General features: G+C 66.6%; 22 protein-coding genes. 4 read left to right on the top strand and 18 right to left on the bottom strand.

Going from position 1 to position 20,234, the window contains the following annotated elements:
* Positions 1–14 precede the first annotated feature (14 nt).
* The 5 genes from E4K09_RS15775 to gcvA form a co-directional block, all read right to left on the bottom strand.
* On the bottom strand, positions 15–365 hold the full coding sequence (locus E4K09_RS15775; RefSeq protein ID WP_134498594.1) for a lipopolysaccharide assembly protein LapA domain-containing protein: 351 nt from the start codon (positions 363–365) through the stop codon (positions 15–17).
* 16 nt (positions 366–381) lie between these two features.
* Positions 382–696, bottom strand: a complete 315-nt coding sequence (gene ihfB / locus E4K09_RS15770; protein WP_134498592.1) for an integration host factor subunit beta — start codon at positions 694–696, stop codon at positions 382–384.
* Between the two features lie 26 nt (positions 697–722).
* The gene (gene sppA, locus E4K09_RS15765) at positions 723–1,688 is read right to left on the bottom strand and encodes a signal peptide peptidase SppA (protein WP_134498589.1); all 966 of its coding nucleotides are present in this window, start codon (positions 1,686–1,688) and stop codon (positions 723–725) included.
* 449 nt (positions 1,689–2,137) lie between these two features.
* Complete coding sequence (rpsA, locus tag E4K09_RS15760; protein ID WP_134498587.1) at positions 2,138–3,835, bottom strand: 30S ribosomal protein S1; 1,698 nt, start codon at positions 3,833–3,835, stop codon at positions 2,138–2,140.
* 305 nt (positions 3,836–4,140) lie between these two features.
* Positions 4,141–5,067, bottom strand: coding sequence for a transcriptional regulator GcvA (gene gcvA / locus E4K09_RS15755; protein WP_134498585.1), 927 nt, complete (start codon positions 5,065–5,067; stop codon positions 4,141–4,143).
* A 132-nt stretch (positions 5,068–5,199) separates the two neighbouring features.
* Here gcvA and E4K09_RS15750 point away from each other — a divergent pair, with 132 nt between their 5' ends.
* Complete coding sequence (locus tag E4K09_RS15750; RefSeq protein ID WP_134498583.1) at positions 5,200–5,412, top strand: DUF1127 domain-containing protein; 213 nt, start codon at positions 5,200–5,202, stop codon at positions 5,410–5,412.
* Positions 5,413–5,499: 87 nt separating this feature from the next.
* Here E4K09_RS15750 and E4K09_RS15745 read toward each other — a convergent pair whose 3' ends face one another.
* The 3 genes from E4K09_RS15745 to E4K09_RS30680 all read right to left on the bottom strand — a co-directional run bounded on the left by E4K09_RS15745 (position 5,500) and on the right by E4K09_RS30680 (position 7,758).
* Positions 5,500–6,795, bottom strand: coding sequence for an MFS transporter (locus tag E4K09_RS15745; protein WP_134498581.1), 1,296 nt, complete (start codon positions 6,793–6,795; stop codon positions 5,500–5,502).
* Positions 6,796–6,965: 170 nt separating this feature from the next.
* Positions 6,966–7,595: a 2-hydroxychromene-2-carboxylate isomerase gene (locus E4K09_RS15740; RefSeq protein ID WP_134498579.1), complete on the bottom strand. Its 630-nt coding sequence runs from the start codon at positions 7,593–7,595 to the stop codon at positions 6,966–6,968.
* Between the two features lie 31 nt (positions 7,596–7,626).
* A complete protein-coding gene (locus E4K09_RS30680) occupies positions 7,627–7,758 on the bottom strand; it encodes a hypothetical protein (RefSeq protein WP_280177468.1) in 132 nt (43 codons plus the stop codon).
* A gap of 221 nt (positions 7,759–7,979) precedes the next feature.
* Between E4K09_RS30680 and E4K09_RS15735 the strand changes: the two genes are divergently transcribed.
* Positions 7,980–9,212, top strand: a complete 1,233-nt coding sequence (locus E4K09_RS15735) for an argininosuccinate synthase (RefSeq protein ID WP_134498577.1) — start codon at positions 7,980–7,982, stop codon at positions 9,210–9,212.
* Positions 9,213–9,216: 4 nt separating this feature from the next.
* Positions 9,217–9,759 carry an MOSC domain-containing protein gene (locus E4K09_RS15730; RefSeq protein WP_134498575.1) on the top strand — a complete coding sequence of 181 codons (543 nt, stop codon included), beginning with the start codon at positions 9,217–9,219 and terminating at the stop codon, positions 9,757–9,759.
* A 210-nt stretch (positions 9,760–9,969) separates the two neighbouring features.
* Here E4K09_RS15730 and E4K09_RS15725 read toward each other — a convergent pair whose 3' ends face one another.
* Positions 9,970–11,832, bottom strand: coding sequence for a tetratricopeptide repeat protein (locus tag E4K09_RS15725; protein WP_134498573.1), 1,863 nt, complete (start codon positions 11,830–11,832; stop codon positions 9,970–9,972).
* 417 nt (positions 11,833–12,249) lie between these two features.
* On the opposite strand from E4K09_RS15725, the gene typA reads away from it, so the two are divergent.
* A complete protein-coding gene (gene typA, locus E4K09_RS15720) occupies positions 12,250–14,076 on the top strand; it encodes a translational GTPase TypA (RefSeq protein WP_134498571.1) in 1,827 nt (608 codons plus the stop codon).
* A gap of 111 nt (positions 14,077–14,187) precedes the next feature.
* On the opposite strand, the gene E4K09_RS29155 is transcribed toward typA, so the two are convergent.
* The 9 genes from E4K09_RS29155 to ubiB all read right to left on the bottom strand — a co-directional run bounded on the left by E4K09_RS29155 (position 14,188) and on the right by ubiB (position 20,232).
* A complete protein-coding gene (locus E4K09_RS29155) occupies positions 14,188–14,352 on the bottom strand; it encodes a hypothetical protein (RefSeq protein ID WP_166802347.1) in 165 nt (54 codons plus the stop codon).
* A 19-nt stretch (positions 14,353–14,371) separates the two neighbouring features.
* Entirely contained in the window at positions 14,372–14,692 is a 321-nt protein-coding gene (locus E4K09_RS15715; RefSeq protein WP_134498569.1) for a hypothetical protein, read from the bottom strand.
* A gap of 12 nt (positions 14,693–14,704) precedes the next feature.
* Entirely contained in the window at positions 14,705–14,938 is a 234-nt protein-coding gene (locus E4K09_RS15710) for a hypothetical protein (RefSeq protein ID WP_244610519.1), read from the bottom strand.
* Positions 14,939–14,950: 12 nt separating this feature from the next.
* Positions 14,951–15,307, bottom strand: coding sequence for a hypothetical protein (locus tag E4K09_RS15705; RefSeq protein ID WP_134498567.1), 357 nt, complete (start codon positions 15,305–15,307; stop codon positions 14,951–14,953).
* 172 nt (positions 15,308–15,479) lie between these two features.
* Positions 15,480–16,460, bottom strand: a complete 981-nt coding sequence (gene cysK, locus E4K09_RS15700) for a cysteine synthase A (RefSeq protein ID WP_134498565.1) — start codon at positions 16,458–16,460, stop codon at positions 15,480–15,482.
* Between the two features lie 74 nt (positions 16,461–16,534).
* Positions 16,535–16,984 (bottom strand): RrF2 family transcriptional regulator, encoded by a 450-nt coding sequence (locus E4K09_RS15695; RefSeq protein WP_134498563.1) that lies wholly within the window; start codon positions 16,982–16,984, stop codon positions 16,535–16,537.
* 10 nt (positions 16,985–16,994) lie between these two features.
* Positions 16,995–17,450 (bottom strand): dUTP diphosphatase, encoded by a 456-nt coding sequence (gene dut, locus E4K09_RS15690; RefSeq protein WP_134498561.1) that lies wholly within the window; start codon positions 17,448–17,450, stop codon positions 16,995–16,997.
* Positions 17,447–18,661: a bifunctional phosphopantothenoylcysteine decarboxylase/phosphopantothenate--cysteine ligase CoaBC gene (gene coaBC / locus E4K09_RS15685; RefSeq protein WP_134498559.1), complete on the bottom strand. Its 1,215-nt coding sequence runs from the start codon at positions 18,659–18,661 to the stop codon at positions 17,447–17,449. The genes dut and coaBC overlap by 4 nt, the downstream gene beginning before the upstream one ends.
* Positions 18,658–20,232: a 2-polyprenylphenol 6-hydroxylase gene (ubiB, locus tag E4K09_RS15680; RefSeq protein WP_134498557.1), complete on the bottom strand. Its 1,575-nt coding sequence runs from the start codon at positions 20,230–20,232 to the stop codon at positions 18,658–18,660. Before ubiB ends, coaBC begins: the two co-directional genes overlap by 4 nt.
* Between the last annotated feature and the right edge of the window lie 2 nt (positions 20,233–20,234).

The raw sequence follows: 20,234 nt of genomic DNA, 5'->3' as shown, positions 1-20,234 counted from the left end.
CGTTCCGGAGGGAGCTAGATGCCTTGCGAGCGCGCGGCCGGCAGCGTCGCCGGCAGGGCTTCCGGCGCGTTCTGGCTGCGCAGGCGCTCGGTCTCGTAACGCAGCTGGTGGGCCTCGCGGCGATAGCGGCGGCGGGCCTTGCGGTTCTTGCCCTGGGCGAGCCAGCTCGCCATGCCGCCGATGACGACGCCAACCATGACGGCGGCGAAGATCACGGCGAAGAGCGGCACTTGTGCGGAGAACTCAGGCGCTTCCTGCGAGAAAGGATCCAGCGACAGGGTCACCGGCGCGCGATTGGCGACCGCGAGCAGCACCACCAGGATCGCGACCGGCAGGAGAATGAGCGCCTTCAGAAAGCGAATCACGAGCACCTCTCAAGCGTTATTGGGCAGCGGCCGCCTTGAGCACCTTGGATGCCGGAGCATTGAGCCGCTGACGCATTTCCTTGCCCGTCTTGAAGACGGGAACGACCTTTTGGGAAATGGAAACGGATTCGCCCGTGCGCGGGTTGCGACCCGTGCGGGCGTCCCGCTTCTTGACGGAAAAAGCCCCGAAGCCGCGCAGCTCGACCCGATCCCCCCGGGCCAGCGCATCCGCGATGGTGTCGAGAATCGCGCTCACGATCTTCTCCACGTCGCGTTGGTACAAATGCGGGTTCTGCTCAGCGATCTTGAGCACCAGTTCTGACTTGATCATGGAAAGGCTATATCTTTGACACTGCTTTATTTTTCGAAAGGGTGCCAGACGGCCAGCAGCCCGTCAAGCTGTGCAGTCTCGACATGAGCATCCGCGCGGCGCAAGGCTTCCGCCGCCTTCTCGAAGCCGAGAAGATCCACCGTCGCCGCCGACATGGCGATGAGAGAGAAGTCGCGGTCGGAGCGTGGCTTCCAATCCCGGACGGGAAGGTTCTTGGCGACGCCCTTCTCGGTCTCGAGCCAGGCGACCGCGTCGCGCTCGCCGCCGAGCTTGTCGACGAGCTTCATAGGCACGCCCTGGCGGCCGCTGAAGACCTGGCCGGTGGAGACCGCGGCAAGTTCGCCCTCGTTCAGGCGGCGGCGCTCGCGCACGAGGGCCTTGAACCAGTCATAGGTATCGTTGACCACCAGCTGAGTGGCGGCGCGCGCCTCCGGCGAGGTGGGTGTGAAGGGATTCGGCTCCGCCTTGAGAGGTGCGGATTTGACCGTCTCCACCTTCACGCCGACATTGCCGAGAAGGCCCGACAGATCGGGATACTGGAACAGGACGCCGATGGAACCGACGAGGGAGGTCTCGCGGGCGACGATGTAATCCGAGGCGATCGCCGTGATGTAGCCGCCGGAAGCCGCGGTGCCGTCGACGAAGGTCACCACCGGCTTCTTCTCGGCAAGACGCCGGATGTTCCGGAAAAGCTCCTCGGATCCGGTCGTTGTGCCGCCCGGACTGTTGATGGAGATCACGACGCCGGAGACGAGGCTCGAATCCGCCACCCGCTCCATCAGTTCCGACAGGCGCTGGTTGCCGGTGATCACGCCTCCGATGGAAATGCGGGCGATCTGCTGCTGAACGGCGCCGTAGCCCATCCGGTCCGCGGCGGCATAGCCGATGGCGGCAACGGCGGCGATCAATCCTGCGAAACCGGCGATTCGCCAGAAGGAAAGCTTGCGGCGCAGTCGGCGGCGGTCGGCGATAGCTTCGGAATCGATGGACATCTGTTCGTCACTCACTCGCTTCACGGATGTGGAGGCAGCACCCTAGAGCCTCGCACCTGAAAGGGAAATCCACTTTTGGGTTCAATCCGATGCTCGATATCTTCAAACGCATCGTGTTGAGCGCAAAGCCGGGACCCCTTTTCTAACGATGCGCCGAAGGCAGATAGGGCAGCAAGAGTGGGAGCCAACAAGAAATCGCGGTCATCCACCGTCATGCTCGGCGCTTTAAGCCGGGCATCCAAGTCTTTGCGCACTCTTCCTTGCCTTCCTCGTCGTCCCCGGCGGTCCGCATGATGCTCTTTGCTTTAAAAGCATCGGATTGATCCCGGACGACAGGCGCCGGTGCCGGCGCCTTCGATTCATCATTCGCTCTGTAGACATTGCCTCAAACAAAAATCCCCGGGCTTGTGGCCCGGGGATCCATCAGGCTCCGATGATCGGAAACCCGATTACTTCTTGCCAGCCTTGTTCAGGGCAGCGCCCAGAATGTCGCCGAGCGAAGCGCCCGAATCGGCGGAGCCGTACTGAGCCATGGCCTCCTTCTCCTCAGCGACCTCGAGGGCCTTGATGGAGACGGTGACGCGGCGCGCCTTGCGGTCGAACTGCGTGACGCGGGCGTCGATCTTCTCACCGGCAGCGAAGCGCTCCGGACGCTGATCGGCGCGGTCGCGAGCAAGCTCCGAACGCTTGATGAAGGTGGCGAGGTCGGTGTCGACGATCTTCACCTCCAGGCCGCCGTCCTTCACCTCGAGAACCTCGCAGGTGACGATCTGGCCCTTCTTCAGCTCGCCGGCATCGGCGAAGGGATCGCCCGCCAGCTGCTTGATGCCGAGCGAGATGCGCTCCTTCTCGACGTCCACGTCGAGAACCTGAGCGCGGACCATGTCGCCCTTCTTGAAGTCGTCGATGACCTGCTCGCCCGGACGGTTCCAGTCGAGGTCCGAGAGGTGGACCATGCCGTCGACGTCGTTCTCGAGGCCGATGAACAGACCGAACTCGGTCTTGTTCTTCACCTCGCCCTCGACGACGGAGCCGACAGGGTGCTTCTCGGCGAAGGCCTCCCACGGGTTCTGCAGCGTCTGCTTCAGACCCAGCGAGATGCGGCGCTTCACCTGGTCGACCTCGAGGATCACGACCTCGACTTCCTGCGAGGTGGAGATGATCTTGCCGGGGTGGACGTTCTTCTTCGTCCAGGACATCTCGGAGACGTGGATCAGGCCTTCGATGCCGGGCTCGAGCTCGACGAACGCACCGTAATCGGTGATGTTCGTGACGCGGCCCTTCAGCTTGGCGCCGACCGGATAGCGGGCGGCGATGCCCTCCCACGGATCGGCCAGCAGCTGCTTGATGCCGAGCGAGATGCGGTGCGTGTCGTGGTTGATCTTGATGATCTTCACCTTCACCGTCTGGCCGATCGTTACGACCTCGGACGGGTGGTTCACGCGGCGCCATGCCATGTCGGTGACGTGCAGGAGGCCGTCGATGCCGCCCAGATCAACGAACGCACCGTACTCGGTGATGTTCTTGACCACGCCGTCGATGACCTGACCCTCTTCGAGGTTGGCCACGAGCTCGGAACGCTGCTCGGCGCGGCTCTCCTCGAGGACCGTGCGGCGCGACACGACGATGTTGCCGCGGCGGCGATCCATCTTGAGGATCTGGAACGGCTGCGCCACGCCCATGAGCGGGGTGACGTCGCGAACGGGACGGATGTCCACCTGGGAGCGGGGCAGGAACGCCACGGCTCCGTCGAGGTCCACCGTGTAGCCGCCCTTGACCTGGTTGAAGATGGTGCCGTTGACGCGCTCGCCGGCCTCGAAGGCCTTCTCGAGCTTCACCCACGATTCTTCGCGGCGGGCCTTGTCACGGGAGATGACGGCCTCGCCCAGCGCATTCTCGATGCGCTCGACATAAACTTCGACCTCGTCGCCGACCTTGATCTCACGGTCGCGGTTCGGGCCGGTGAATTCCTTCAGAGCGACGCGACCCTCGGTCTTCGCGCCGATATCGATGACCGCCACGTCCTTCTCGATGGCGACCACCTTGCCCTTCACCACCGAGCCTTCGCTGATCTCGGACGTGCGGAAGGATTCTTCGAGCAGAGCAGCGAAGTCTTCACGGCTCGGCTGTTGGAAAGCTGCAGACATATGTTCTCCTGAATGGCCCTCGTTTAAGGGGCAACGCCGGCGGCTGGTGTTAACAGAACGCTTCCCTCCGTCGCTGCCAGGAACGCCCCTCCAGGGCCATGTTCCGGGCATGCCGCTCTCTTCGAGAAGCGGGCCGGCGTATCGCCGACGAACAGAAACGCATTCATCGTCAAGACTTTAGCGGATCGCCCGAGGGGGCGCGCATCACGCGTCCCCGGCCTCGGCCCACCGTTCATGTCTGTCGGATGGGCGTTCCTTTATCCCAAATAGCCTTGGATCACAAGGCTTTCGAGGATTTGACCCGCTCAAGGGCCGGCCTTGGCGAACTGCTGAGCGGCCTCGTCCAGCAGCCACGCCCGGAAGGCCGCGATCTCGGGCCGGTCGGCCGTCGCCTCCGGGCAGACCACGTAATATTGGTTAATCCCCCTCACCTCCTGCGGGAAGGGCCGCACGAGCCGCCCCGCCTCCAGGTAGTCGCCGATCAGCACGTTGGTGGCCAGGGCCACGCCCTGCCCGGCCGCGGCGGCCTGGAGCGCCAGGAAGGTGTGCGAGAAGCTCGGCCCATGGGTGGCGTCTCCCCCCTTGATGCCGACGGCGGCCAGCCAGTGCGACCAGGTCACGTAATCGGGAATTTCGGCGATCTCGTGCAGCAGGGTGTGGTGCAGGAGATCCGCGGGCTCCCGCAGGGGGTGCTCCGGATCGTTGAGCAGATCCGCGCTGCAGACCGGAAAGAAGGTTTCCTCCATCAGAAGGTCGGTCCGAAGGCCGGGATAGACGCCCTTTCCGAAACGGATCGCCACGTCCACGTCCTCCCGGGCGAAGTCGGTGCTGGTCATGGAGACGGACACCCGGATCTCCAGGCCGGGGTGGCGTCGCCTGAGAGAGCCGAGGCGGGGGATCAGCCAGGCGGACGCGAAGCTCGGGATGGTGCTCACCGTCAGCACCTGGGACGCGTCGGGCTTGAGGGCCCGGGCGGTGGCCTCGTGCAGGATGTCCAGGGCCTCGGTGACGGAGGCCGCGTAGCGCTCCCCCAGGGCCGTCAGCGCAACGCCCTTGCTGGGCAGGCGCGTGAACAGCGGGCGTCCCAGCCAGGCTTCGAGCGCCTTGATCTGCTGCCCCACCGCGCTCGCGGTGACGGCGATCTCGTCGCCCGCTCTCTCGAAGCTCAGGTGACGGGCTGCGGCTTCGAAGGCGCGAACGGCGTTGAGGGGCGGGAGACGACGGCGGGACATGGCGGCTCAAGGTTCATCTTCACGGTTATGCCCAAGCAGGGCTTGGGCATAACGCAAGGAGTTCTCGTTTGAAACCAGCATAGAACAGGAGCAGATTTACACCTAGAAAAACTTGCTTCCGAGGAGCCCGTCATGGCCGCCGCCCTTTCCGTAGAAAATCTTGCGATGTACTCCGTCCGGCCCTCAACCCGGATCGACTGGATGAGGCTCCTCCTGACCGTGGAGGCATGGCTCGACGACCGGGCGAGCCGCCGCGCGATCTACCGCCTCGATGACGCGGGCTTGGCCGATCTGGGCCTGTCGAGGGCGGATGTGGAACGTCTCACCCACCCCTCCCGCGCTTGAGAGCCCGCGCCGGACGGTCCCGTTCAGTCCCGGCGGGGCCTTCCGCGGCCGAAGCCGCGGAAGGGACGTGATGAGGAATGCAGAGAGCTAGTCCTCGTGGATCAGGCTGTGATCGCGGGTGTCCTTCATGCGCAGATAGACGATGAGGGACAGGCCGATCATGACCGTCACATAGATGAAGAAGCCGTACTCGACGCCCGCCTGCTTCAACCAGAGCGCCACATATTCGGCCGTGCCGCCGAAGATCGTGTTAGCCAAGGCATAGGGCAGAGCCACGCCGAGGGCCCGGATATGCGCCGGGAACATCTCGGCCTTCACCACCGCGTTGATGGAGGTGTAGCCGGTGACGATCACAAGGGCGCCCAGGCACAGGGCGAACGCCGTGTAGGGATTGCTGGTCCCGGCGAGGGTCGAGAAGATCAGGTAGGTGAACATCACGCCGAGAATACCGAAGCCGACCATCAGCGGCTTGCGCCCGACCCGGTCCGACAGGGAGCCCGCCACCGGCTGCAGCAGCATGAACACGAACAGGGCCGCCGCCGTGATCTGGCTCGCGGTCTCGCGGGAGAAGCCCGAGGTGTTGACCAGGAACTTCTGCAGGTAGGTGGTGTAGGCGTAGAAGGCGAGCGTGCCGCCCGCCGTCAGGGCCAGCACCGTGAAGGCCTCGCGCGGATATTTGACGAAGAGCGTCATGCCGCTGGAGCGGGGCTCCTTGGTGCCCTGCGCGTTCTTGTAGGACTGCGTCTCCGCGAGACCACGGCGCAGGTAGAACACCAGCACCGCCAGGATGCCGCCGATGAAGAACGGGATCCGCCAGCCCCAGGTCTCGATCTCCTGCTCGCTCATGAACAGCTGCAGGATCAGCAGCACGCCCAGGGCCAGCAGCTGGCCCGAGATCAGCGTGACATACTGGAAGCTCGAGAAGAAGCCGCGGCGGCTCTTGCCGGCCATCTCGCTCAGATAGGTGGCGCTGGCGCCGTATTCGCCGCCCACGCTGATGCCCTGGAGCAGGCGGGCGAAGACGAGGATCACGGGAGCGAGCGTGCCGATCGTGTCGTAGCCGGGCGTGACCGCGATCATCAGGGAGCCCAGGCACATGAGCGTCACCGACAGGGTGAGGCCCGCCTTGCGGCCCTTCCGGTCCGCGTAGATCCCCATGATCCAGGCGCCGATGGGGCGCATGAGGAAGCCCACGGCGAAAACGGCCGCGGCGTTCAGAAGCTGGGCAGTCTGGTCGCCCTTGGGGAAGAAGATCGGAGCGAAGTAGAGGGTGAAGGCCGAATAGACGTACCAATCATACCATTCGACCATGTTGCCCGCCGAGCCGCCGAGAATCGATTTCAGGCGGTGCCTGCGGTCGGCGAGGCTGTTTTCCATAAGCATCAGGTAATTCTTTCGAAGAATGCATGCGCTCCCCGCGCCGGGAGAGCGCATGGCCTGAGAAGAGGCTGAATTTTCGGGAGAAGGAGCAGCAGCGTTGGCGTTCCACTGCAGCATTATGATTTGCCGGGGACATAAGCCCGGCACAACGCTGCGTCAAACATCCCTGCGCCTCAGAGCGGAACCTCGGAGCGCCGGGCCTGGGTGACGGCCCAGTCCAAGGCCTGTTCCAGCCGGTCGTTGCCCCAGAACATCTCGCCGTCCTCGGCGAAGAAGGAGGGCGCGCCGAAGACGCCACGGGACAGGGCCTCGTCGTTCAGGCGGCGCAGGCGGGTTTTGTTGATCTCGGAGCGGGCCTCGGCGATCACCTCCTCCGGATCGAGCCCGAGGCCGGACAGGATGCCGGACAGGACCTGCGGGTCGGACACGTCCCGTCCCTCGCCGAATTCGGCCCTATAGACGGCTTTGGTGAAGACCGGCGTCCAACCCTTGTCCAGCCCGGCGAGGGCGATGCGGGCGGCCAGGAGCGTGTTCTGCGGAAAGGGATTGGGCTTGCAGAGCGGCAGACCGAGGCGCGCGGCCTCCCGTTCCATGTCCCGCCACATGTAGCGGCCCTTCGTCGGATACACGTTGAACGGCGACGTGTCCCACCCTTGCGCCTTGAAGACCGGGCCCAGCAGGAACGGCCGCCATACGAGCTCCACGCCCGCCGCCTCGGCGGCCTGCTCTATGCGCATGGCGGCGAGGTAGGAATAGGTGGAGGCGAACTCGTACCAGAACTCGAACATCGGACGGCGGATCATGGGCGCTCCTCCTTCATCGTCGGACAAAGGGCTAAAGCATTCCCCGTTCCCTGGGCAGGTCCTGCCGTTGCGGCCAGGGATGCGGGAGAAGCATATCGCCGCCGCCCGTTCCCGCTGCGCGGCGCGAGGATGACAGGGCATGGTCGCGGACCAGCTGTGTCATGGCCAGGCCTATCCCGGCCGGAGCGAAGCGAAGGGGAAGGGAATCCACTCACAAGTACTCCGCTATGGAACCCCTTCCCGCGCCTACGGCGCGCCGGGGACGACAGAGGCGGGGCTAAGGATGACACCGGGCCTCAAACCGAGTCTCTGCCCGAAAGTGGCTTCCCCTTTGAGGCCCGATGTTCTAAGTCGCGGACGTCCTTTCACTCTGGAACCTCGACCATGGCTTCGACGCGCGTGAACAAGGTCGTGCTCGCCTATTCCGGCGGCCTCGACACCTCCATCATCCTCAAGTGGCTGCAGACCACCTATGGCTGCGAGGTGGTGACCTTTACGGCCGATCTCGGCCAGGGCGAGGAACTGGAGCCCGCCCGCAAGAAGGCGGAGCTGCTCGGCATCAAGCCGGAGAACATCTTCATCGAGGACCTGCGCGACGAGTTCGTGCGCGACTACGTGTTCCCGATGTTCCGGGCGAACGCCCAGTACGAGGGCCTCTACCTGCTCGGCACCTCCATCGCCCGCCCGCTGATCGCCAAGAAGCAGATCGAGATCGCCGAGAAGGTGGGCGCCGACGCGGTGGCGCACGGCGCGACCGGCAAGGGCAACGACCAGGTGCGCTTCGAGCTCGGCTATTACGCCCTCAAGCCCGACGTCACCGTGATCGCCCCCTGGCGCGAATGGGACCTGCGCTCCCGCGAGCAGCTCATCGCCTTCGCCGAGGCCCATCAGATCCCGATCGCCAAGGACAAGCGCGGCGAGGCTCCGTTCTCCGTCGACGCCAACCTCCTGCACGCCTCCTCCGAGGGCAAGGTGCTGGAAGACCCGGCCATGGAAGTGCCGGATTACGTCTATTCGCGCACCAACGATCCCGAATCCGCCCCCGGCACGCCGACCGTGATCGCGATCGAGTTCGAGAAGGGCGACCCGGTCGCCATCGACGGCCAGAAGATGGGTCCGGCCGATCTTCTCGCGAAGCTCAACGAGCTCGGACGCCTCAACGGCATCGGCCGTCTCGACCTCGTCGAGAACCGCTTCGTCGGCATGAAGAGCCGCGGCATGTACGAGACCCCCGGCGGCACGATCCTCCACCTCGCCCATCGCGGCATCGAGTCGATCACGCTGGACCGCGGCGCGGCCCATCTGAAGGACGAGCTGATGCCGAAATACGCGGAGCTCATCTACAACGGCTTCTGGTTCTCGCCGGAGCGCGAGATGCTCCAGGCGATGATCGACAAGAGCCAGGAATTCGTCACCGGCGAGGTGAAGCTGAAGCTCTACAAAGGCGGCGTCCACCTGATCGGCCGCCAGAGCCCCTACACGCTCTACGACCAGGACCTCGTGACCTTCGAGGAAGGCGCCGTGGCTTATGACCACCGCGACGCCGCCGGCTTCATCAAGCTCAACGCCCTGCGCCTGCGCACGCTCGCCCAGCGCAAGAAGAAGCTGGGACTGTAAGGCCATGGATGCGTCGGTCGCCGCCGTCAGCCGGAGCCCGACGCATTCGTTCAGCAAGTCGAACCGCTTGAGCATCCGGCTAGTCGCAGGACTTGGGATCGAGGGCGACGCTCATGCGGGAGCAACGGTCAAGCACCGCTCCCGCGTCAAAATCGATCCCACGCAAGCAAACCTGCGCCAGATTCACCTCATCCAGGGGGAATTGTTCGACGAGCTTGCGGCGAAGGGCTTTTCCGTCGCCCCGGGAGACATGGGCGAGAACGTCACCACCCGGGGCATCGACCTGCTCGCCCTTCCCGTGAGCACGCGCCTGCATCTCGGCGCCTCCGCCGTGGTGGAACTGACCGGCCTGCGCAACCCTTGCGTCCAGCTCGACCGCTTCCGGAGGGGCCTGATGAGCGCCGTGCTCGACCGCGACGGCGGGGGACAGGTTGTCCGCAAGGCGGGCGTCATGGGCATCGTCGTGACGGGCGGAGACGTGCACCCGGGAGATCCGATCGCCGTGGTTCTGCCGCCCGAGCCTCACCGCCGGCTCGAGCGGGTGTGAGAGCCGTCAGCGCGCCCCCTCCCTCCTCACACCCCTCCCGTCATGGCCGTCCCCTGACTTGATCCGGGGATCAGTCCCGGCCATCCACGTCTTGAGAACCTCAGCGGGTTGAAGACGGGGATCCCCGGGACAAGCCCGGGGATGACGACGAGGGTAGGAAATGGAGATCGGCGAACCTGCACCGGGCCCCCGTCCGCGCCGGTCCGACGATCAGAGCCGGTCGAGGGACGGATCGCCTCCGCCGAACCAGTTCTTGGTCATGAGCGCCTTCGCCTCCCCGGCTCCCGCGGCGTCGCCCCGCGCCTCGGCGGCCCGGAGCAGGCCGGCGGCGGCCCAGCCGTTGTTGGGCGCCTGCCGGATCGCCTCCCGGAAGGCGGCCTGCGCCTCCTCGGGCTTGCCCTGCTGCAGCAGGGCGGCGCCGAGCGACTGGTGCACCGGGTAATACCAGAAGGGCGGCTCCATGTAGGGCAGTCCATTCTGGATCTCGGCGGCTTCGGCGAATTGCGCGGCGGCCCTCCCGTGGTCGCCCCCGGCCTGGGCGATGCGCCCCTCTATCACCTTCGCCTCGATGGCCAGCACGGCTGGACCCGGCACGCCGAGCTTGGGCAATTCCGCGATCTCCGGCGTGTTCGCCAGAGCCGTGATGGCCGCTGCTTCGGCGCGCGCCTCGTCGTGCCGCCCCAGCCGCGCCAGGGCGACGCCGCGGGCGTAGTGCCATCGGGAGACCACGAAGGGGAAGTTCGCGTCCGGCGCCGGCAGGGCCAGGACCGTCTCGGGCGCGGAGAAATGCGCATGGGCCGAGTAGCGGGCCGCGGCGATCGGCTGGGTCCAGGGGACCTCGCGCTGCGCCCGGCTCGACACGAGGTCACCGAGCTTCTCCGCCGCCGCGATGGTGGTGCTTCCATCGCCGCCCATGAGGGCCGAGACCAGCACGAAATGGACATTGTGGGCGTGGTAGCCCTCCGCGTAGAGCAGGCTCGCGCCGCCCTGCCTGATCAGCGCCTCGTCGGCGGCGGCCGCCTGCACGTTGGCGTCCAGGCTCTCGCGCCAGCGCCCGAGGCGGTACCAGATATGGCTCGGCATATGCACCAGATGCCCGGCTCCCGGCATCAGCGCCGCCAGGCGCGCCGCATGCGGCGCCGCGCGTTCCGGCCGGTCCGAAGCCTCGACGGCATGGATGTAGAGATGGACGGCCCCGGGATGGTCGGGCGCCGCCTCGAGCGATCCCACCTGCCGGTCCCCGAGGACGCCCTCGATGAGCTCGACCATCCGGGCGGTCCGGCCTTTCGGGGTCTTGCCGCCATCCGCCCAGTAATCCCAGGGGCTGAGATTCATGAGCGCGTCGGCGGTCAGAAGGGCGACATGGGGATCGTCCGGGAAGCGGGCCTGCACGGCCTCCATGGCGTCCGCATAGGCCTCGTTCAGCGTCTTGCGGTCGGCCTGCGGATCGGGCGAATGGCGCTGCGCGAGGGCCTCGACGAGAGCAGCCTCGAGCCCGCCGGCGGGGGCAACGCGCCTGGCCTGATCGAGCGCCGCAAGCGCCCGGGCGTTGGCAGCCGCCTCCATCGGGTAGTTGATATGGGGACCCAGCACCCATGCCTCGCCCCAGAGGCACATGGCGCAGGTCGGATCGAGATCCTGCGCCGCCCGGAAGGCGCGGGCCGCTTCGGCGTGGTTGAAGCCCCAGCCGAGGCGATAGCCCTGGTCGAAATAGGCGCGGGCCTCCTGCGTCGAGGGACCGACTCGCGCCCAGGCGAACCGCCCGAGGTTCTCGTAGAGGGGCGGCCTCTCCTCGGCGCGCGGAGCCGCCGCGCCTTTGGGCAGATCGCGGCTGTAGGCTCCCAACTCGTTGCGCGCGGGCGGCTGGGGATGGGACGTGTGATCGGCCTGCGCCACCGTCATCCGCGCGGCCGGAGCATGGCTCAGCCCGTGGAGAAGCTTCACGCGCGGGCTGTTGTGGTCGCCGAGCGGACAGGCGGCGGCGGAGGTCGCCAGAACAAGGGCGGTGGCTGCGCCCGTCATGAGGTGAGCGGATGATGTCAGGCGCAGGCGCTTCGTCGAATGAATCGTCATGAGAGGCCCTCCCGGTTCAACCGAACGGACGGCAGGCAACAGCGGTCCGAGAGCCTGCGCGGGTCCATTCCTGCTGAAGAACGCCCTCACCATGATCCCCTCACGGGCGAGGGTCTGTGACCTTCCTCACAGTCTCGTCCGGCCGACGGTCGAAACGGCCGCCCTGGGGCGGGCGGACGGGGCGTCGGCCGGACCGGCGGCTCCGGATCCGGAGATCCTATCCCTGCGAGTCTGGCCCGACCTCTATCCGGCAGCAGGGTTTTTTCGACCGCCTCGGGCCGATCGGGCCGGGTCGCCCTATTGCCGCCGCAGAGTAATCATTATATTGCACCTCATCAGATTTCCGCCCGGTTCGAGCCAGGGGCGCGGCAACGCTTGCCGCGAGCCGGGCCGCTTTGCTTTGAAAGACCAACCTTCATGAAGCTGCGCAATATCGCCATCATCGCACACGTCGACCATGGCAAGACCACCCTCGTCGACAAGCTGCTCCAGCAGTCCGGCGCCTTCCGCGAGAACCAGCGCGTCGAAGAGCGCGCGATGGATTCCAACGACCTCGAGAAGGAGCGCGGCATCACCATCCTGGCCAAGGCCACCTCGGTGGTCTGGAAGGACACCCGCATCAACATCGTCGACACCCCCGGCCACGCCGATTTCGGCGGCGAGGTGGAGCGAATCCTGAGCATGGTGGACGGCGCCATCGTGCTTGTTGACGCTGCGGAAGGCCCGATGCCGCAGACCAAGTTCGTGGTCTCCAAGGCGCTCAAGATCGGCCTGCGCCCCATTGTGGCGATCAACAAGATCGACCGTCCGGACGCCCGCCACCAGGAGGTCATCAACGAGGTCTTCGACCTCTTCGCGGCGCTCGACGCCACCGACGAGCAGCTCGACTTCCCGATCCTCTACGGATCGGGCCGCAACGGCTGGATGGCGAAGTCGCCGGAAGGACCGAGCGACGAGGGCCTCGCCCCGCTCTTCGACCTCGTGCTCGAGCACGTGCCCCCGGCCAAGACCGAGGAAGGCCCGTTCCGCATGCTCGGCACGCTGCTCGAATCCAACCCCTTCCTGGGCCGGATCGTCACGGGCCGCATCAGCTCCGGCACGGTGAGGCCGAACCAGTCGATCAAGGTGCTCGACCGCGAGGGCAACGTGGTGGAAACCGGCCGCGTGTCCAAGATCCTGGCCTTCCGCGGTCTGGAGCGCCAGCCCATCGACGTGGGCGAGGCCGGCGACATCGTGTCCATCGCGGGTCTCGTGAAGGGCTCCGTGGCCGATACCTTCTGCGCGCCCGAGAACGACATCCCGATCCAGGCCCAGCCGATCGATCCGCCCACCGTGACCATGTCCTTCATCGTCAACGACAGCCCGCTCGCGGGCACCGAGGGCGACAAGGTGACGAGCCGCATGATCCGCGACCGCCTGTTCAAGGAAGCGGAAGGCAACGTGACGCTGAAGATCGAGGAAGCCGCCGACAAGGATTCGTTCTACGTCTCCGGCCGCGGCGAATTGCAGCTCGCGATCCTCATCGAGACCATGCGCCGCGAGGGCTTCGAGCTCGCCGTCTCCCGTCCCCGCGTGGTGTTCGAGAAGGACGAGAACGGCGGTCTGCTCGAGCCCATCGAGGAGGTGGTGATCGACGTGGACGAGGAGTTCTCCGGCGTCGTGGTGCAGAAGATGTCCGAGCGCCGCGCCGAGATGGTCGAGATGCGTCCCTCCGGCGGCAACCGCCAGCGTCTCGTGTTCTACGCCCCGACCCGCGGCCTCATCGGCTACCAGAGCGAGCTTCTGACCGATACGCGCGGCACGGCCATCATGAACCGCCTGTTTCACGCCTACGAGCCCTACAAGGGCGAGATCGCGGGACGGCGCAACGGCGTGCTGATCTCCAACGACTCGGGCGAGGCGGTGGCCTACGCGCTGTGGAACCTGGAAGATCGCGGTCCGATGATGATCGAGCCCGGCTGGAAGGTCTATCAGGGCATGATCGTGGGCGAGCACAACCGCGAGAACGACCTCGAGGTGAACGTGCTCAAGGGCAAGAAGCTCACCAACATCCGCACGACCTCGAAGGACGAGGCGGTGCGCCTGACGCCGCCGATCCGCATGACCCTCGAGCGCTCGCTCGCCTGGATCGAGGACGACGAGCTCGTGGAGGTCACGCCGAAGTCGATCCGCATCCGCAAGGCGATCCTCGACCCGAACGACCGCAAGCGCGCCGAGAAGCAGAAGGAAGCGCTGAGCGCTTAAGCATCTGCTGCAAGAGACGAAAAAGGCCGCCCTTCGAGGCGGCCTTTTTCATGCTGCGGTCGACAGGGCGCCAGCTCGCCTCATGCGAGCGGGATCACCGGAACAGAATCATCACCCTTCGGCCTTGTCGCTCTGCCCCTTCTTCGCACCCTCTCCCATGGGATTGGTGGAATCCTCGCCGGCCGCATCGGGGTTTTCGCGCCCCTGCGGCGTCAGGCGCGGGGCGCTGATATCCTTCTCGGTCGCCTGGTTGGACTTGTCGTCGGATTGAGCCATTTCTTCCATCCTGCTGCGCTTATGTGGGACCGCCGGAGCCGTCCGTCGGACCTCCTCCGGCGTCGGAACCTGCATTGCCTTCGCCGCCCAGCGACCGTGAGCCGCTGGGATCGGTGAGACCGGTTGCGCGGCCCCCGGCATCGGTGCCGCTCGATGTGCTGCCCTTCGGACCACCGGGAATGACCCCCGAGCCCGTACCTGTCGCATTGGTTTCATCGACCGAACCGCCGAGATCGAAACCGGGGCGGTCCTGGGAGTCGGGCCTCGGATTGCGGGCGGCCGCCTCGGGGTCGGGCCGCTCGGTGGGAACGCGGGGTTCGGAATTCTTGTTCTGCACCATGATCGGTTCCTGCTACGAACTGGTGGTGTCGGTTGCGTCACGGTCGCCAGCATCCGGCAGGGCGCCCGAACCGGGCGTCGAGTCGGGATTCGTCAGCGACGGCTTGCTGTGCGGCCCGGCCGCGGGAGGCGCGCCGCCGGGCTTGTTCTCGGACGAGCCGGCGCGCCCGGCATTCGGATCCGGCCGCTCGGGATCCACATGGTTCTTCGTGTCTTCGGTGTGATTGCCGTAACCTGCATTGCCCATGGCGCTCTCCTGTCAGCCCTCGTCCTTGCCGTTAACGGCGGTCATACGCTCGATGGCTTCCGCCGTCGCATCCTTGTCCTCGGGCGACAGGGTCGCATCGCTCAGGTGCTTCGTGGCCTCGGGCGTCTCGGCGGCGGTGAGTTCATCATGACCGTCCATGCCGGCCTGGCTCGTCTGACCCGTCTGGCCCTGGCGATAGTTGTAGGCCTCGCCGCCGGGCTCGCTCCAGACGCGGCGAAGGGTTGCGTTGCCCTCGGGCCCGCCGTCGCGGCTCGGGTCGATGGGGCTGTCGATGCCGCCGCGCTGCTCGTTGCGGATCTGGTCCGCGTCCTGGTCTTTCAATGAATGAGGCGCCTTGCGCTCCGCCATGATGAACTCCTGAAAAACTTGACTGGAAACATGGGTGAATTCATGTGCTTCCAGGAGAACCCGGCGGGTTGAGGGAAGTTCTTGCCAAGCTTTAAGGGCGGCGCCCAACAAAAAGGGCGGCTCGAAAGCCGCCCTCGAAAGCTGTCCTTTTGCAGGCCTCACGCGATGAAGCTCACAGCCCCTCGAACAGGGCCGTCGAGAGATAGCGCTCGGCGAAGGAGGGCGCGACCGTGACGATGCGCTTGCCGCTGAACTCGGGACGGGCCGCGATCTCCAGGGCCGCCGCCACGTTGGCGCCTGTGGAGATGCCGCCCGGGATGCCCTCGAGCTTGGCGAGCTGACGCGCCATGTCGAACGCCGTCTGGTTGCCGATGGTGATCACGCCGTCGATGAGGGAGCGGTCGAGCACGTCCGGCACGAAGCCGGCGCCGATGCCCTGGATCTTGTGCGGGCCGGGCTGGCCGCCGGAGAGTACCGGAGAATCCTCGGGCTCCACGGCAAAGACCTTCATGGCGGGAAGGCGCGGCTTGATGACCTGGGCGACGCCCGTGATGGTGCCGCCGGTGCCGACGCCCGCCACGAAGACGTCGAACTGGCCATTGGTGTCGTTCCAGATTTCCTCGGCCGTGGTCCTGCGGTGGATCTCCGGGTTGGCCGGGTTCTTGAACTGCTGCGGAATGACCGAGCCCGGAATCTGCTCGAGCAGCTCCTCGGCGCGGGCGATCGCGCCCTTCATCCCCTGCGGCCCGGGGGTGAGTTCGAGCTCGGCTCCGAGATAGGCCAGCATCTTGCGGCGCTCGACCGACATGGTCTCGGGCATGACGAGGATGAGACGATAGCCCCGGGCGGCCGCCACGAAGGCGAGCGCGATGCCGGTATTGCCGGAGGTGGGCTCGATCAGCGTCGCACCGGGCCGGATCCGGCCGGCCGCTTCCAGGGCATCGATCATGTTGACGCCGATACGGTCCTTCACGCTGGAGATCGGGTTGAAGAACTCGAGCTTGAGGAGGATCTCCGCATCGACCCCGTGTTCCCTCGGCAGCCGGTTGAGGCGCACGAGCGGGGTGTTGCCGATGGTATCCGTGATGGAGCCGTAGATGCGGCCGCGGCCGGGCTTCGTGCCGGAATCCGGGGCGTCGAGGGTGTCAGCCATGAAAATCCTCCGTGAGAACGAGAGGATCCTAGTCCTTTTCGCAACAGGTGTCGATAATTGCTATATTTCACAAACTATATAGTGAAATCGACAGGAATCGTCGGCTCGCCGACCGATTCGGCCTGCGCCTTGGCGCAGAGGTCCTCCACCGTCACCTTGTCGAGCTCGGCGAGAAAGGCATCCGTCCCCTTCGTCACGAGGGGAGCCACCACCGCTTCCGCGAGCCGCGATTCCGGGAGCGGCGAATTGCCTTCGTCATCCTGCGCCGCCATGGCGATCCGCACCACGTCTCCGGCCGTGATGCGGCGCCGTTCGCGGGCGAGCTCGTAGCCGCCGCGCGGTCCGCGCACGCCCTTCAGGATCCCCTGCCGGACCAGAGCCTGCAGCACGGGCTCCAGATAACGCGGCGGCAGATTGTGCCGCGCCGCGAGCGCCTTCGCGGAGACCGGCATGGGGCGCGCATGGAGCGCGATATCCGTGACGGCCGCGATCGCGAGCAGGGAACGGCGGGAGAGAAAGTTCATCGCGTGCCTTTCAGTTCAATCCCGTCGATCCGAACCCGCCCGCGGCCCGCGCCGTGTGATCGACGGCGGCAACCTCGACCACCTCCACCATGGTGACGGGCGCGACGATCATCTGGGCGATCCGCATGCCGCGCGTGATGGTGAAGGGCTCCGCGCCCAGATTGACGAGCAGCACCTGCACCTCGCCGCGATAATCCGCATCGATGGTGCCCGGCGCGTTGAGGACCGTGACGCCGTGCTTGAAGGCGAGACCCGAACGGGGGCGCACCTGCGCCTCGAACCCCTGCTCCAGCTGGATGACGAGACCGGTGGGAACGAGCTTGCGCTCAAGAGGCGCAAGCACCATCGGCGCATCCGCCGGACAGGCGGCGGTGAGGTCCAGGCCCGCGGCACCCGACGTTTCATAGCGCGGCAGCGGCAGATCCGCGCCGTGGGGCAGGCGCTGAACGCGCAGCATACGGGTCATGGTTTGCGGCCTCCGATCAATGCGCCCACATGCGCGATGAGCCTCTCGGCAACCGCGGTCTTCGAGAGCGTCGGCCAGGTCTCGACGCCGGATCGGGTCACGAGATGCACCGTGTTGCTCTCGCCGCCCATCACGCCCGTGGCGGGCGAGACGTCATTGGCGAGAATGAGATCGCAGCCCTTCTTCGCGAGCTTCTGCCGGGCATGCTCGATGACGTTCTCGGTCTCGGCGGCGAAGCCCACCATGAGCGCGGGACGCTCCGTGGTAAGGTGCGAAACGGTCGCGAGAATATCGGGGTTTTCGGCAAGGGACAGGGTCGGTAGGGCGCCGTCCTTCTTCTTGATCTTCTGCGCGCCCGCTTGGGCCACGCGCCAATCGGCGACGGCGGCCGCAAAGATGCCGATATCGGCCGGCAGCGCCGCCTGCACCGCCTCCAGCATCTCGCGGGCGCTCTCCACATGAACCGTCTGGACGCCTGCGGGATCGGGCAGGTCCACGGGGCCGGAAATCAGCGTGACGCGCGCTCCCGCCTCGCGGGCCGCTTTCGCGATCGCATGCCCCTGCTTGCCCGAGGAGCGGTTGGCGATGTAGCGCACCGGATCGATGGGCTCGTGCGTCGGGCCCGAGGTCACGATCACATGCCTGCCCGCAAGCATTCCGGAGGGAGCCAGCAGGCGCTCCACCGCGGCCGCGATCTCCAACGGCTCGGCCATGCGGCCCGGGCCTGTTTCGGCCTCCGCCATCGCGCCCTCGTTCGGCCCGACCGCATGGACGCCGTCGGCCTGCAGGGCCTTGAGATTGCGCTGCGTCGCCGGATGCAGCCACATGCGCACGTTCATGGCGGGCGCGATCAGGATGGGCAGCGTGGTGGCGAGCAGCACGGTCGAGGCCAGATCGTCCGCATGCCCCCCCGCCATCTTCGCCATGAGATTGGCGGTGGCGGGCGCGACCACGACGAGGTCCGCATCGCGCGCCAGCCTGATATGGCCGATATCGGCCTCGTCCTCGCGGTCGAAGAGATCCGTATGCGTGCGCTGCCCCGTGAGGGCGGATGCCGCCAGCGGCGTGATGAAGTGCTGCGCGCCCTGGGTGAGGACGCAGCGCACCGACGCGCCGCGCTCGCGCAGGCGCCGGATCAGGTCGAGCGATTTGTAGGCCGCGATCCCGCCGCCAATCACGAGGAGAATGCGTTTGCCCGAAAGCGCCGTCATGCGAAACCTCTCAGCAACATGATCATCAGCGCGACGGCGATGATCCACAAGGCCGCCACGCCCCAGCGGTTGCCCCGCGCCTCCGCGCGCCCGATGGCCGCGACGCTGTCCTGGTTGAGGGCGACGCCGCGGGCGGTCACCTCCTCCATCTGGTTGAGAACCCGCTCGGCGCGCAGGGCCAGGTCCGGCAGGTCGCCGATGACCCCCGCGAGCGTCAGCAGCCCGCGGCCCGCCTGTTCGGCGCGGCCCAGGGGCCCGAGATGGCGCTCGATCCATTCGCGCACCACCGGCTCCGAGGCGGTCCACATGTCGAGCTTGGGGTCGAGCGTGCGCGCAACGCCCTCCACCACCACCATGGTCTTCTGCAGCATCACGAGTTCGGTGCGGGTGGCCATGTCGAACAGGGCCGTGATCTCGAAGAGCAGCGTCAGGAGCTTCGCCATGGAGATCTCGTCCGCGCGCCGATCGTGGATCGGCTCGCCGATGGCGCGGATCGCCTGTGCGAAATCCTCCACCGAATGGTGCGGCGGCACGTAGCCCGCCTCGAAATGCACCTGCGCCACGCGCAGGTAATCCCGGCGGATGAAGCCGAGGAGGATCTCGGCGAGGAAACGCCGCTCCTTCATGCCGAGGCGCCCCATGATGCCGAAATCGACGGCCACGAGACGCCCTTCCCCATCCACGAACAGATTGCCGGGATGCATGTCCGCATGGAAATAGCCGTCGCGGATGGCATGGCGCAGGAAGGACTGGATCACCGTTTGTGCGAGCGCCTCGCGGTCGAAGCCCGCCCGCGCGATGCCTTCGATATCGTTGAGGCGGATTCCGTCGATCCAGGTGGTGGTGAGCACGTCCCGGGCCGTGAGATCCCATTCCGGCTTCGGCACGCGGAAATCCGGATCGTCCCTGGTGTTCTCGGCGAGCTCCGAAACCGCGGCCGCCTCGAGCCGCAGATCCATCTCGACAGAGACCGACCGGGCGAGCGTCTCCACCACTTCCATGGGCTTCAGGCGGCGTGCGTCGGGCATCACGCGCTCGAAGAGGCGGGCGGCCGCGCGCATGGCCTGAAGGTCGCGGGCGAAGCGTTCGCGCACGCCCGGGCGCACCACCTTCACGGCGACCGTCTCCTCACCCTCCGGCGTGCGGATGCGCGCCTTGTGCACCTGCGCGATGGAGGCGGCCGCCAGGGGCTCGCTGAAGTCGAGAAAGAGGTCGCCGATGGGCCGTCCGAGCGCCGCCTCGATCACGGCAACCGCTTGCGCGCGCGGGAATGGCGGCATCCGGTCCTGGAGCCGCTCGAGATCGCGCGCCGCCGCCGCGCCGACGATATCGGGACGCGTCGCGAGGAACTGGCCGAATTTCACATAGGACGGACCGAGCCTCGTGAGCGCCTTGGACAGACGCGCCGCACCGTCTTTCGCCTGCCGCCGCTCGATCGTGCGCGCCAGTTTCAAGGCGAGGCGAGCGGACGGCGGCAGGGCGCTCGGATCGAACAGCCCGAGTGCGCCTTCGCGGGCGAGAATGAAGCCGGCGCGGAGATTTCGCGCGAGATGAACGATGCTGCCGATCACGT

This window comes from Microvirga pakistanensis (assembly GCF_004458765.1).
GTDB classification, from domain to species: Bacteria; Pseudomonadota; Alphaproteobacteria; order Rhizobiales; family Beijerinckiaceae; genus Microvirga; species Microvirga pakistanensis.
Note: the sequence above shows the minus strand (reverse complement) of the source record. Positions and strands in the feature narration are given on the sequence as shown.

Coding starts and splice junctions, on each gene's coding strand:
- ihfB (WP_134498592.1), bottom strand. CDS start 696: ATGATCAAGTCAGAACTGGTGCTCAAGATCGCTGAGCAGAACCCGCAT.
- sppA (WP_134498589.1), bottom strand. CDS start 1,688: ATGTCCATCGATTCCGAAGCTATCGCCGACCGCCGCCGACTGCGCCGC.
- rpsA (WP_134498587.1), bottom strand. CDS start 3,835: ATGTCTGCAGCTTTCCAACAGCCGAGCCGTGAAGACTTCGCTGCTCTG.
- gcvA (WP_134498585.1), bottom strand. CDS start 5,067: ATGTCCCGCCGTCGTCTCCCGCCCCTCAACGCCGTTCGCGCCTTCGAA.
- E4K09_RS15750 (WP_134498583.1), top strand. CDS start 5,200: ATGGCCGCCGCCCTTTCCGTAGAAAATCTTGCGATGTACTCCGTCCGG.
- E4K09_RS15745 (WP_134498581.1), bottom strand. CDS start 6,795: ATGCTTATGGAAAACAGCCTCGCCGACCGCAGGCACCGCCTGAAATCG.
- E4K09_RS15740 (WP_134498579.1), bottom strand. CDS start 7,595: ATGATCCGCCGTCCGATGTTCGAGTTCTGGTACGAGTTCGCCTCCACC.
- E4K09_RS30680 (WP_280177468.1), bottom strand. CDS start 7,758: ATGACACAGCTGGTCCGCGACCATGCCCTGTCATCCTCGCGCCGCGCA.
- E4K09_RS15735 (WP_134498577.1), top strand. CDS start 7,980: ATGGCTTCGACGCGCGTGAACAAGGTCGTGCTCGCCTATTCCGGCGGC.
- E4K09_RS15730 (WP_134498575.1), top strand. CDS start 9,217: ATGGATGCGTCGGTCGCCGCCGTCAGCCGGAGCCCGACGCATTCGTTC.
- E4K09_RS15725 (WP_134498573.1), bottom strand. CDS start 11,832: ATGACGATTCATTCGACGAAGCGCCTGCGCCTGACATCATCCGCTCAC.
- typA (WP_134498571.1), top strand. CDS start 12,250: ATGAAGCTGCGCAATATCGCCATCATCGCACACGTCGACCATGGCAAG.
- E4K09_RS29155 (WP_166802347.1), bottom strand. CDS start 14,352: ATGGCTCAATCCGACGACAAGTCCAACCAGGCGACCGAGAAGGATATC.
- E4K09_RS15715 (WP_134498569.1), bottom strand. CDS start 14,692: ATGGTGCAGAACAAGAATTCCGAACCCCGCGTTCCCACCGAGCGGCCC.
- E4K09_RS15710 (WP_244610519.1), bottom strand. CDS start 14,938: ATGGGCAATGCAGGTTACGGCAATCACACCGAAGACACGAAGAACCAT.
- E4K09_RS15705 (WP_134498567.1), bottom strand. CDS start 15,307: ATGGCGGAGCGCAAGGCGCCTCATTCATTGAAAGACCAGGACGCGGAC.
- cysK (WP_134498565.1), bottom strand. CDS start 16,460: ATGGCTGACACCCTCGACGCCCCGGATTCCGGCACGAAGCCCGGCCGC.
- E4K09_RS15695 (WP_134498563.1), bottom strand. CDS start 16,984: ATGAACTTTCTCTCCCGCCGTTCCCTGCTCGCGATCGCGGCCGTCACG.
- dut (WP_134498561.1), bottom strand. CDS start 17,450: ATGACCCGTATGCTGCGCGTTCAGCGCCTGCCCCACGGCGCGGATCTG.
- coaBC (WP_134498559.1), bottom strand. CDS start 18,661: ATGACGGCGCTTTCGGGCAAACGCATTCTCCTCGTGATTGGCGGCGGG.